The organism is Rossellomorea sp. NRS-1567, from assembly GCF_050467885.1.
Taxonomy (GTDB): Bacteria; Bacillota; Bacilli; order Bacillales; family Bacillaceae_B; genus Rossellomorea; species Rossellomorea aquimaris_C.
Window position 1 is genome coordinate 27635 of sequence record NZ_JBITPL010000028.1, and the last position, 12760, is coordinate 40394.

Below are 12760 nucleotides of genomic sequence, written 5' to 3' on the forward strand. Positions count from 1 at the left end.
GAATAAATCAATTATTCACCTTTATTTTTTTTGATGATTTCTTCAGAAATCGATTTAGGTACTTCTTCATAGTGATCGAAGTGCATGGAGTATGTTCCACGTCCTTGTGTGTTAGAACGAAGGGAAGTTGCATATCCAAACATTTCTGATAGAGGTACGAACGCTTTAACGACTTGAGCGTTACCGCGTGCTTCCATACCTTCTACGCGCCCACGACGAGAAGTTACATCACCCATGATATCTCCAAGGTATTCCTCAGGGATAACAACCTCAACCTTCATCATTGGCTCTAAGATTACCGGCTTACATTTAGAAGCAGCATTCTTAAGTGCCATAGAAGCAGCGATCTTAAACGCCATTTCAGAGGAGTCAACATCATGGTATGAACCATCGAATAATCTTGCTTTAACATCAACAAGTGGGAAACCAGCTAAGACACCATTTTCTAAAGCGTCAGTTAGACCGGCTTGTACTGCAGGGATGTATTCACGAGGAACTACACCACCGACGATACCGTTCTCGAATTCGAATCCTTTACCTTCTTCGTTAGGTGAGAATTCGATCCAAACGTGTCCGAATTGTCCACGTCCACCAGATTGACGGGCGAACTTACCTTCAACTTTAGCCGTATCACGGAAAGTCTCACGGTAAGATACTTGAGGAGCACCTACGTTTGCTTCAACTTTGAATTCACGTTTCATACGGTCAACGATGATATCTAAGTGAAGCTCACCCATACCCGCGATGATAACTTGACCTGTTTCCTGGTCAGTATGCGCACGGAATGTTGGATCTTCCTCTTGAAGTTTTTGTAGAGCTGTAGTCATTTTATCTTGGTCAGCCTTTGATTTAGGCTCAACAGATAGAGAGATAACCGGCTCTGGGAATACCATAGATTCAAGAATAACCAGACTCTTTTCATCACATAGTGTATCTCCAGTAGAAGTATCTTTCAGACCAACAGCTGCTGCAATGTCCCCAGCGTAAACTGTAGAGATTTCTTCACGAGAGTTAGCGTGCATTTGCAGGATACGTCCTACACGCTCACGTTTACCTTTAGAAGAGTTTCTTACATATGAACCAGAATCTAATGTTCCTGAGTACACACGGAAGAATGTTAATTTACCAACATAAGGGTCAGTTGCAACTTTGAACGCTAAAGCAGAGAATGGCGCATCGTCTGTTGATGGACGAGTTACTTCTTCTTCTGTTTCAGGAACAAAACCTTTGATATCTTCAACGTCTGACGGCGCTGGAAGATAGTCAATAACTGAGTCAATTAATAATTGAACCCCTTTGTTTTTAAATGCAGATCCACAAACTACCGGGTAGAACTCGACAGTCAGTGTAGCCGCACGGATAGCAGATTTGATTTCTTCGTTAGAAAGCTCTTCACCTTCTAAGTACTTCATCATAAGCTCTTCATCAAGTTCAGAAACTGCTTCAATTAACTTTCCGCGGTATTCTTCAGCTTGATCTTTGTACTCTTCAGGAATGTCACGAGCTTCTGCACGCGTTCCAAGGTCATCTTCATAGAAGTAAGCTTTCATTTCTACTAAGTCGATGATACCTTCGAAATCATCCTCAGCACCGATTGGAAGCTGAATAGGATGCGCATTCGCTTGTAAACGATCATGAAGTGTACCTACAGAATAAAGGAAGTCAGCACCGATTTTGTCCATTTTATTAACGAACACAACACGAGGAACCCCGTAAGTTGTTGCTTGGCGCCAAACAGTTTCAGTTTGAGGCTCAACACCAGATTGAGCATCAAGTACTGCTACTGCACCATCAAGTACACGCAATGAACGTTCAACTTCAACAGTGAAGTCTACGTGTCCAGGTGTATCGATGATGTTAATACGATGGCCTTTCCATTGAGCTGTTGTCGCAGCAGAAGTGATAGTGATACCACGTTCTTGCTCTTGCTCCATCCAGTCCATTTGAGAAGCACCTTCGTGAGTTTCTCCAATTTTATGGATACGACCTGTATAAAATAGGATACGCTCAGTTGCAGTTGTTTTACCAGCATCGATGTGAGCCATGATACCGATATTACGAGTGTTTTCTAAGGAGAACTCTCTAGGCATGCGGTCTTTCTCCTTCCTTATATGAGAATGGTTTGTATGTTGTTGATCAGATTACCAACGATAGTGAGCAAACGCTTTGTTCGCTTCAGCCATCTTGTGTGTATCTTCACGCTTCTTAACAGAAGCTCCAGTGTTATTAGCTGCATCAAGGATTTCGTTAGCTAAACGCTCTTCCATTGTCTTCTCACCGCGAAGACGAGAGTAGTTTACTAACCAACGAAGACCTAATGTAGTACGACGCTCTGGACGCACCTCTACAGGTACTTGATAGTTTGAACCACCAACACGACGAGCTTTAACTTCTAATACCGGCATGATATTTTTTAGAGCTGCATCGAATACTTCCATTGCATCTTTACCTGAACGCTCGCTAATGATATCAAACGCAGCGTATAGTTTCTTTTGAGCTTTACCTCTTTTACCGTCAATCATGATTTTGTTGATTAAACGAGTAACTAATTTTGAATTGTACATTGGATCAGGTAAAACGTCTCTTTTTGCTACAGGACCTTTACGTGGCATGTGATTTCCTCCTTTCAACGAGAAATGAATTTATGATTTTTTTATTATTTTTTAGCTGCTTTAGGGCGCTTAGTTCCGTATTTAGAACGTCCTTGCATACGGCCTTCAACTCCAGCTGTATCAAGCGCACCACGTACGATGTGATAACGTACCCCCGGTAAATCCTTTACACGTCCTCCACGAATAAGAACAACACTGTGCTCTTGAAGGTTATGTCCGATACCAGGAATGTAAGCAGTAACCTCGATTCCATTTGTTAAACGAACACGAGCATATTTACGTAGCGCCGAGTTCGGTTTCTTTGGAGTCATTGTACCAACACGAGTACATACACCACGTTTTTGTGGAGAAGACAAGTTCGTGTGCACTTTCTTAAAGCTGTTATAACCTTTGTTAAGTGCAGGTGACTTTGATTTAGTTGATTTAGACTGACGAGGCTTGCGAACTAATTGGTTAATAGTTGGCATTTTGTTTTCCTCCCTTCTTATTTGGTAAGCCCACACATCCAGGTGGTTCTTTTTTGGGTAAAAGTAAAGTTTTTGCAGATAGCTTCTACAAAAACTATTTTACTGTATAATCGCAACAGCTGCTGCTCCAACATCTATTCCGCACGATTTACCAAGTTTCTTCATAGAATCCACTTTGTTAACCGGTACTTTAAGATCAATAGCGGCCTGAACTACTTTCGCTGTAACTTTGGGATCAGCATCTTCCGCAATAACAACTTCTAGTACATGACCTGATTTCAGAGCTTTCACTGCTTGCTTTGTTCCTACAATAATTTCTTTAGCCTGCGCTACTTTTTCATAAGACATTTCGTATCCTCCAAAGTAACAGGTTATTAATAGGAGCAACCTTGAATATATTATCATCTTAAAATCTCTATGTCAACATAGATTTAAAAGATTTATAAAAGCTAACTCTTAGAGCTTCTGTTTGAGCAATCAAACACGCCTAAGAGTTAGCCTAAATAGATTACTCTACTGTTACTGTTTCTTCACTAGTATCTTCTGCTAAAACCGGCTCTGCCTTGCGGTAACGTTGCATACCAGTACCGGCAGGAACCAATTTACCGATGATAACATTTTCTTTCAATCCAAGTAACTCATCACGTTTTCCTTTAATAGCAGCGTCCGTTAACACACGAGTTGTTTCCTGGAACGATGCTGCTGATAAGAAGGAATCTGTTTCAAGTGAAGCTTTGGTGATTCCGAGCAGTACAGGACGTCCTGTTGCTGGAAGCTTTCCGCCAAATAATGCTTTTTCGTTCGCATCTCTGAATTGATGGATGTCCATAAGAGTACCTGGCAGTACCTCAGATTCACCTGCATCAATAACACGAACCTTACGTAACATTTGACGAACCATAACCTCAACGTGTTTGTCACCGATTTCAACCCCTTGCATACGGTATACTTTTTGTACCTCACGCAGCAAGTATTCTTGAACAGCTGACACATCACGAACTTTAAGAAGTTCTTTAGGATCGATAGAACCTTCAGTGATTTCCTGACCGCGTACTACTTTATCGTTCACAGCGAATTTCAAGCGGGCTGTGTAAGGAGCTGTGTAACTTCTCGTTTCCACATCACCTTGAACGGTAATTTCGTACTGACGATCTTTTCCTTCACTGATGGAAGTAATGACACCATCAATTTCAGAAATAACGGCTTGACCTTTAGGGTTACGCGCTTCGAAGATCTCTTGGATACGCGGTAAACCTTGAGTGATATCGTCTCCTGCAACCCCACCAGTATGGAACGTACGCATCGTTAACTGTGTACCAGGTTCCCCGATGGATTGAGCAGCGATGATCCCAACAGCTTCCCCAACTTCGACTTTTTGACCTGTTGCCAAGTTCGTTCCGTAACATTTCTCACAAACACCATGTCTTGTGTGACAGGTGAAAGCAGAACGGATCGAAACATGTTCGACACCAGCATCAATGATCGTCTTAGCTAAGTCTTCTGTAATCAGCTGATTTTCTGTCATGATGATTTCATCTGTCTCAGGGTGACGTAATGTTTTACGTGAGTAACGACCAAGTAAACGTTCTTCAAGAGGTTCGATGATTTCGGTACCCTCTTTAATGGAGCCTACAAGTAGGCCTCTGTCCGTTCCACAGTCTTCTTCACGAACGATTACATCCTGGGCCACATCAACAAGACGACGTGTCAGGTAACCTGAGTCAGCTGTTTTCAGTGCAGTATCGGCAAGACCTTTATGGGCACCATGTGTAGAGATAAAGTACTCAAGAACCGTTAAACCTTCACGGAAACTTGATTTGATCGGTAACTCAATGATACGACCAGCCGGGTTGGCCATCAGTCCACGCATACCAGCAAGCTGAGTAAAGTTAGATGCGTTACCACGGGCACCTGAATCACTCATCATGAAGATTGGGTTGCGTTTATCCAGTGTCGCCATTAATTTCCCTTGAATGGTATCTTTCGCAGCACTCCAGATTGAGATGACACGATCGTATCTTTCATCCTCTGTAATAAGACCACGTTTAAATTGTTTTAATACGTTGTCTACTTTACTTTGTGCTTCGATCAAGATTTCTTCTTTTTCCGCTAGTACGACGATATCTGCGATACCAACCGTAATACCGGCTTTAGTAGAATATTTGAATCCTAAGTCTTTCATTTTATCAAGCATACGAGACGTTTCAGTGATAGCAAACTTCTTGAATACTTCTGCAATGATATTCCCTAAGAAACCTTTTTTGAACGGGTTGATTAACTCACGATTTTGGAATACTTCTTTAACGTCCGTTGACGGATCAACAAAGTATTGCTCAGGAGTAGCTACTTCTAAGTTTGTTCTTGTTGGTTCGTTAATGAACGGGAATGTATCAGGTAATATCTCGTTAAAGATTACTTTACCTACCGTTGTTATCAATAATTGTTTGTTTTGCTTTTCAGTGAACGTTTTGTTGTTGATGGTGCTTGCATGGATCGCAATACGGGTATGCAAGTGTGCATAACCATTTTGATAAGCAAGGATGACTTCATTTGCATCATTGAAGACCATACCTTCACCAACAGCATTTTCACGCTCAAGTGTCAGGTAATAGTTACCTAATACCATATCCTGGGACGGAGTAACAACTGGCTTACCGTCTTTCGGATTAAGAATGTTTTGGGCAGCAAGCATCAGCATGCGTGCTTCAGCTTGTGCTTCAGAAGATAGCGGTACGTGAACCGCCATTTGGTCACCATCAAAATCCGCATTGTATGCAGTACATACAAGTGGGTGAAGACGAATCGCTCTACCTTCGACTAGAGTTGGTTCAAATGCTTGAATACCAAGTCTGTGAAGAGTAGGTGCACGGTTTAAAAGAACTGGATGTTCTTTAATGACCCCTTCTAATACATCCCATACTTCCGGTTGTACGCGTTCGATCTTGCGTTTTGCACTCTTAATGTTGTGAGCCAATCCTTTTTCAACAAGTTCTTTCATAACAAATGGTTTGAATAACTCAAGAGCCATTTCTTTAGGAAGACCACATTGATACATCTTAAGGTTAGGTCCAACGACGATTACAGAACGACCTGAATAGTCAACACGTTTACCAAGAAGGTTCTGACGGAAACGACCTTGCTTCCCTTTAAGCATATGAGAAAGGGATTTTAATGGACGGTTACCTGGTCCAGTAACTGGACGTCCGCGACGGCCATTATCAATTAAAGCATCGACCGCTTCTTGAAGCATACGCTTCTCGTTTTGAACGATGATACTTGGAGCACCAAGGTCCAATAAACGTTTCAAACGGTTATTACGGTTAATTACACGACGATATAAATCATTTAAGTCAGAAGTTGCAAAGCGCCCACCGTCAAGCTGAACCATCGGGCGAAGCTCTGGAGGAATGACAGGTAATACATCAAGAATCATCCAATCCGGATCATTTCCTGAGTTTCTGAAAGATTCCACTACTTCTAAACGTTTGATTGCACGGGTACGGCGTTGACCTTGAGCTGTTTTCAGTTCTTCTTTAAGGAAATCAGCTTCTTTATCCAGGTCAATGTCTTGAAGAAGCTTTTTAATCGCTTCAGCTCCCATTGCAGCTTGGAATTTCACACCGTATTTCTCACGATACGCACGGTACTCTTTCTCAGAAAGAAGTTGCTTTCTTTCCAGAGCCGTGTCACCCGGTTCTGTTACAACATAGGAAGCGAAGTAAATAACTTCTTCCAAAGCGCGGGGAGACATGTCTAAAACAAGTCCCATACGGCTTGGAATTCCTTTGAAGTACCAGATGTGGGATACAGGGGCAGCCAGTTCAATGTGACCCATACGTTCACGACGAACTTTAGCCTTCGTTACTTCAACACCACAGCGGTCACAAACGACGCCTTTATAACGTACACGCTTGTATTTTCCACAGTGACATTCCCAGTCCTTCGTAGGACCGAAGATACGTTCACAGAACAAACCATCTTTTTCAGGTTTTAATGTACGATAGTTAATCGTTTCAGGTTTTTTAACCTCCCCGAAAGACCAAGAACGGATCTTATCGGGGGAAGCTAAACCAATTTTCATATACTCAAAATTATTTACATCTAGCAAGGGGCCTACCTCCCTTTTAATCTACAGGCTCTAACCCTAATTGCTCTAAATTTATTCTTTTGACCCTACTGTCTCGGATTCTTGTGTGTTAGATTCAGAGATATTTAGCGTGTCAGCTTGTTGTACTTCTTCTTCTTCATCTAAGTCACGCATTTCAATTTCTTCTTCGTTACTAGAGAGCATCTTAACATCCATACCTAAACTTTGAAGCTCTTTGATCAGAACCTTGAAGGATTCCGGAACTCCCGGTTCAGGAACGTTTTCACCTTTGACAATGGCTTCGTATGTTTTCACACGACCCACAACATCATCAGACTTAACTGTTAGAATTTCTTGCAGAGTGTAAGCAGCACCATAAGCTTCAAGTGCCCATACCTCCATCTCACCGAAACGTTGTCCACCGAATTGAGCTTTACCCCCGAGTGGCTGCTGCGTAACAAGTGAATAAGGACCAGTTGAACGTGCGTGAAGTTTGTCATCGACCATGTGAGCAAGTTTGATCATATACATGATCCCCACTGATACACGGTTATCAAACGGTTCACCTGTTCTACCATCATATAGAACAGTTTTCGCATCACGTGCCATACCGGCTTCCTCGATGGTTGCCCATACGTCTTCTTCACGCGCTCCATCAAATACCGGTGAAGCGACATGTACACCAAGATATCTTGCTGCCATACCTAAGTGAAGTTCAAGCACCTGTCCGATATTCATACGTGATGGTACCCCTAATGGGTTCAACATGATATCGATCGGTGTACCGTCCGGTAAGAACGGCATGTCTTCTTCAGGAAGGATTCTCGAGATAACACCTTTGTTACCGTGACGACCAGCCATTTTGTCACCTTCAGAAATCTTACGCTTCTGAACGATGTATACACGTACAAGCTGGTTTACACCTGGTGGTAATTCATCGCCGTCTTCACGATTGAAGACTTTGACATCGAGGATGATTCCTCCCCCACCATGTGGTACACGAAGAGAAGTATCCCGGACTTCACGAGCTTTCTCGCCGAAGATTGCATGCAATAAGCGTTCTTCAGCAGTCAGCTCAGTTACACCCTTAGGCGTTACTTTACCAACAAGTAAGTCGCCATCTTTTACTTCAGCACCGATGCGGATGATTCCACGCTCATCAAGATTGCGAAGTGCATCTTCACCAACGTTTGGAATATCACGAGTGATTTCTTCAGGTCCTAATTTCGTATCACGAGATTCAGACTCATATTCTTCAATATGAATTGAAGTATATACATCATCTTTTACAAGACGTTCACTCATGATGATCGCATCTTCATAGTTGTAACCGTCCCAAGTCATGAATCCAACCATTACGTTACGTCCTAAGGCGAGTTCTCCTTTTTCCATTGAAGGACCATCAGCAAGGATTTCTCCTTTAACTACCCGGTCGCCTTCACTTACGATCGGACGCTGGTTGTAACATGTACCCTGGTTGGAACGGATGAATTTTTGCATACGATATTTATCGAGGTCACCTTTTACTTCTTGACCGTCGATTTCTTTCACACGACGTACCCAAACTTGTTTCGCTTCAACCTTTTCTACAATACCTTCATATCTACAAATCACAGCTGCACCAGAGTCTTTCGCAGATACGTGTTCCATACCCGTTCCGACGATCGGTGATTCAGGATTCATTAATGGTACTGCTTGTCGCTGCATGTTCGCTCCCATAAGAGCACGGTTAGAGTCATCGTTCTCTAAGAAAGGAATACATGCTGTCGCAGCTGATACTACTTGTTTAGGAGATACGTCCATGTAGTCCAGACGTTCGCGCTTGATAACCGTGTTTTCACCACGGAAACGAGCGATGACTTCTTCATCAAGGAAGGCTCCGTCATCACCAAGACGCGCGTTTGCTTGTGCCACTACATAGTTATCTTCTTCGTCTGCTGTCAAGTAATCGATACGATCGGTTACTTTCCCTGTATCAGGGTCAACACGACGATACGGCGTTTCGATAAATCCGAATTTATTCACTTTCGCAAATGAAGAAAGTGAGTTGATCAGTCCGATGTTTGGTCCCTCAGGCGTTTCAATCGGACACATACGACCATAGTGGGAGTAATGTACGTCACGCACTTCGAATCCTGCACGTTCACGCGTTAATCCACCAGGTCCTAAAGCAGAAAGACGACGTTTGTGCGTTAATTCTGCAAGAGGATTCGTTTGATCCATAAATTGAGACAATTGAGAGCTTCCAAAGAACTCCTTCATTGATGCGATTACCGGACGAATGTTGATCAGTTGTTGAGGCGTGATCGTGTTTGTGTCCTGGATGGACATTCTTTCACGAACTACACGCTCCATACGTGATAAACCGATGCGGAATTGGTTTTGAAGCAATTCACCTACCGAACGTAAACGACGGTTACCTAAATGGTCAATATCATCCGTTAGTCCTACTCCGTGTAATAAGTTAAAGAAGTAAGAAATAGAAGAGATGATATCTGCAGGTGTAATGTACTTAACCTCTTCTTCAACATACGCATTGCTGATGACATTAATCTCAAATTCTCCCTCTTCGTTAGGAGAATAGATTTTGATAGATTGAAGAACAACGTCTTCTTCTAACACGCCACCAGACTGTTGGTAGTTTTTAAACCCGATGCCATTTTCTAAATAAGGAATAACCTTATCAAGAGCGCGACGATCAAGAACCGTGCCTTTCTCTGCCAGAATCTCACCCGTTTCCGGATCTGCTAGAGTTTCTGCTAGAGTTTGACCGAATAAACGGTTCTTAATGTGAAGCTTTTTGTTCATTTTGTAACGTCCAACGTTTGCTAAGTCATAACGCTTAGGATCAAAGAAACGAGAAACGAGTAAACTTTTAGCATTTTCTACTGTAGGAGGCTCTCCTGGACGCAGACGCTCGTAAATCTCGAGCAATGCCTTGTCGATACCTTCCGTGTTGTCTTTCTCGAGCGTGTTACGAATGTACTCATTATCACCGATCAAATCGATGATTTCTTGATCAGAGCCAAACCCAAGGGCACGTAAAAGAACCGTTACCGGTAGTTTGCGAGTTCGATCAATTCGTACATATACAACATCTTTCGCATCTGTTTCATACTCAAGCCAAGCTCCGCGGTTTGGTATAACGGTAGCAGTAAACCCTTTCTTTCCGTTCTTATCTACTTTTCCGCTAAAGTAAACACTAGGTGAACGTACTAACTGAGAAACGATAACGCGCTCAGCACCATTGATGACAAAAGTACCTGTGTCTGTCATTAATGGGAAGTCACCCATAAATACGTCTTGATCTTTTACTTCTCCTGTTTCCTTGTTCACAAGACGGACTTTTACTCTAAGCGGTGCAGAGTAAGTAACATCTCTTTCCTTTGATTCTTCCACCGAGTACTTTGGCTCTCCCAGACTATAGTCAATAAATTCCAAGGAGAGATTACCAGTGAAGTCCTCAATCGGAGAAATGTCACGGAACATTTCTCTTAACCCCTCATCAAGAAACCATTGATACGAGGAAGTTTGAATTTCGATTAAATTCGGTAATTCTAAAACTTCACTGATACGCGCAAAACTTCTGCGTTGGCGGTGTCGTCCATACTGAACTAGTTGACCTGTCAACTGATTCACCCCTCAAATCAAGCGTTTTGGTTGTGTCTATATGCCTTCAAGTAGGAATGCTACTCTACACAAGACAAAAAGAAAAAGGGTTTTAATGATAAAACCTCATTTTCAAATGACGAACTATTATTTTATAATCTTTTCCAATTTATCCAATATGTATACATATGGACATAATACCGGAAAATAATATTTTTGCATTTTATAATGTTATCATAGCAGCAAAGCTACGTCAACGGATTTCTTTTACCGATCTCAAGATGTAGTATCCCTTTTTTCTAGCGACAATTTCTACATTTGAAAACAATTCTTCCATTTTATCCATGGCAGACGGAGCACCTTGCTTCTTCTGAATAACGACCCACAATTCACCATTCTCCTTCATGTAGTCATAACTAGTTTCAAGAATCGAATGAACCGTTTCTTTCCCTGCTCTTATCGGCGGGTTTGTTAAAATGGCCGCAAATTCCGTTTCAACGACATTCGTATATCGGTCACTTTGATAGATGTTCACGTTTTGAACTTTATTCCCTCTAGCATTTTCTTTCGCTAAAGACAACGCTCTCTCATTTACATCAATCATATGAACCATACGATCATCATTGTCTTTCGCTAAAGACAAACCGATCGGACCATACCCACAACCGACATCCAGTAACGGACCCGTTACGCCAGGTAATTCAAACGTTTCAATCAAAGCTCTAGATCCAAAGTCAACTTCCTTCTTCGAGAAAACACCTTGATCCGTTTTAAAACGAAAAGTATGTCCTCTTAACTCAAAGGTGATCGTTTGGGGGTTACTCCCTACATCAGGGTTATGAGAATAATAGTGATTGGTCATTATATCATCTCCATCCATTCTTACATCACGTCTATTAACCATCATTCCCAAAAGGACTGAAGTTTACGGACATGTTTATATTCTGTTAGAAGCCAGACAAGAAAAAAGCCCGCCAAATATAGCGAGCTTTTCATCTATACAATCATTACTTAACTTCTACGCCAGCTCCAACTTCTTCAAGTTTAGCTTTAAGTTCTTCAGCTTCCTCTTTAGAAATACCTTCTTTAAGAGCTTTTGGAGTGTTATCAACAACTTCTTTCGCTTCTTTAAGGCCAAGACCTGTGATTTCACGAACAGCTTTGATAACTTTGATTTTTTGAGATCCAGCGCTCTCAAGGATTACGTCGAATTCAGTTTTTTCTGCAGCAGCTTCTCCGCCACCAGCAGCTACAGCTACAGGTGCAGCAGCAGTTACTCCGAATTCTTCTTCGATTGCTTTAACTAGATCATTTAATTCAAGAACTGACATTTCTTTAATCGCGTCAATGATTTGCTCTTTACTCATTTTAAATTTCCTCCTTGTAATGTGTGCTTATTTTTTATTTAAACGACTTGCTTTAACTTACGCGCCTTGCTCTTCTTTTTGATCTGCAACGGCTTTTGTTGCCAATGCAAAGTTGCGCATTGGTGCTTGAAGCACGCTGAGTAGCATAGAAAGAAGTCCTTCGCGGCTTGGAAGTTCAGCGATTGCTTTAACGTCCTCAACTGAAGTGATTGTTCCTTCAATGACACCCGCTTTGATTTCAAGCGCTTCGTGTTCTTTAGCAAAGCTGTTAATAATCTTTGCAGGTGCAACTACTTCTTCACTGCTGAACGCGATTGCGTTAGGACCAGTTAAGAATTCGTTTAACCCTTCAAGACCAGCTTCTTCTGCCGCACGACGTACCATAGTGTTTTTGTACACTTTGAAGTCGATGCCAGCTTCACGGAGTTGTTTACGAAGCTCAGTTACTTCGGAAACATCCAGACCACGGTAATCTACAACGATTGTAGATACACTGTTTTTTAGCTTGTCAGAGATTTCTCCAACGATATGTTTCTTTTGTTCTAGAATGCTGCTCATCATTACACCTCCTGTAGATTGACTGATGAACATTTATACCGTCATCCAATAAAAAATGCC

Annotated in this window: 9 protein-coding genes and 1 other annotated feature (1 of these 10 only partly in view); all 9 genes read right to left on the minus strand. The window is 42.0% G+C overall.

The genetic code is table 11. The features are described 5' to 3' along the window. Positions 1-11: 11 nt before the first annotated feature. Positions 12-2090 carry an elongation factor G gene (fusA, locus tag ACIFOD_RS20175; RefSeq protein WP_430316009.1) on the minus strand — a complete coding sequence of 693 codons (2079 nt, stop codon included), beginning with the start codon at positions 2088-2090 and terminating at the stop codon, positions 12-14. A 51-nt stretch (positions 2091-2141) separates the two neighbouring features. Further along, the gene (gene rpsG, locus ACIFOD_RS20180; protein ID WP_034765993.1) at positions 2142-2612 is read right to left on the minus strand and encodes a 30S ribosomal protein S7; all 471 of its coding nucleotides are present in this window, start codon (positions 2610-2612) and stop codon (positions 2142-2144) included. A gap of 44 nt (positions 2613-2656) precedes the next feature. After that, positions 2657-3079: a 30S ribosomal protein S12 gene (rpsL, locus tag ACIFOD_RS20185; protein ID WP_032085266.1), complete on the minus strand. Its 423-nt coding sequence runs from the start codon at positions 3077-3079 to the stop codon at positions 2657-2659. Between the two features lie 99 nt (positions 3080-3178). Next, positions 3179-3427 (minus strand): 50S ribosomal protein L7ae-like protein, encoded by a 249-nt coding sequence (locus ACIFOD_RS20190; protein ID WP_397554499.1) that lies wholly within the window; start codon positions 3425-3427, stop codon positions 3179-3181. 160 nt (positions 3428-3587) lie between these two features. Beyond that, positions 3588-7187 (minus strand): DNA-directed RNA polymerase subunit beta', encoded by a 3600-nt coding sequence (rpoC, locus tag ACIFOD_RS20195; RefSeq protein WP_430316010.1) that lies wholly within the window; start codon positions 7185-7187, stop codon positions 3588-3590. 51 nt (positions 7188-7238) lie between these two features. Next, complete coding sequence (rpoB, locus tag ACIFOD_RS20200) at positions 7239-10796, minus strand: DNA-directed RNA polymerase subunit beta (protein WP_113970883.1); 3558 nt, start codon at positions 10794-10796, stop codon at positions 7239-7241. A 232-nt stretch (positions 10797-11028) separates the two neighbouring features. After that, entirely contained in the window at positions 11029-11637 is a 609-nt protein-coding gene (locus tag ACIFOD_RS20205; RefSeq protein WP_430316011.1) for a class I SAM-dependent methyltransferase, read from the minus strand. A 145-nt stretch (positions 11638-11782) separates the two neighbouring features. Then, complete coding sequence (gene rplL / locus ACIFOD_RS20210) at positions 11783-12142, minus strand: 50S ribosomal protein L7/L12 (RefSeq protein WP_430316012.1); 360 nt, start codon at positions 12140-12142, stop codon at positions 11783-11785. Between the two features lie 57 nt (positions 12143-12199). Further along, positions 12200-12700 (minus strand): 50S ribosomal protein L10, encoded by a 501-nt coding sequence (gene rplJ / locus ACIFOD_RS20215; RefSeq protein WP_113970880.1) that lies wholly within the window; start codon positions 12698-12700, stop codon positions 12200-12202. A gap of 42 nt (positions 12701-12742) precedes the next feature. Then, positions 12743-12760: a sequence feature (ribosomal protein L10 leader region), on the minus strand; it runs 127 nt beyond the window's last position.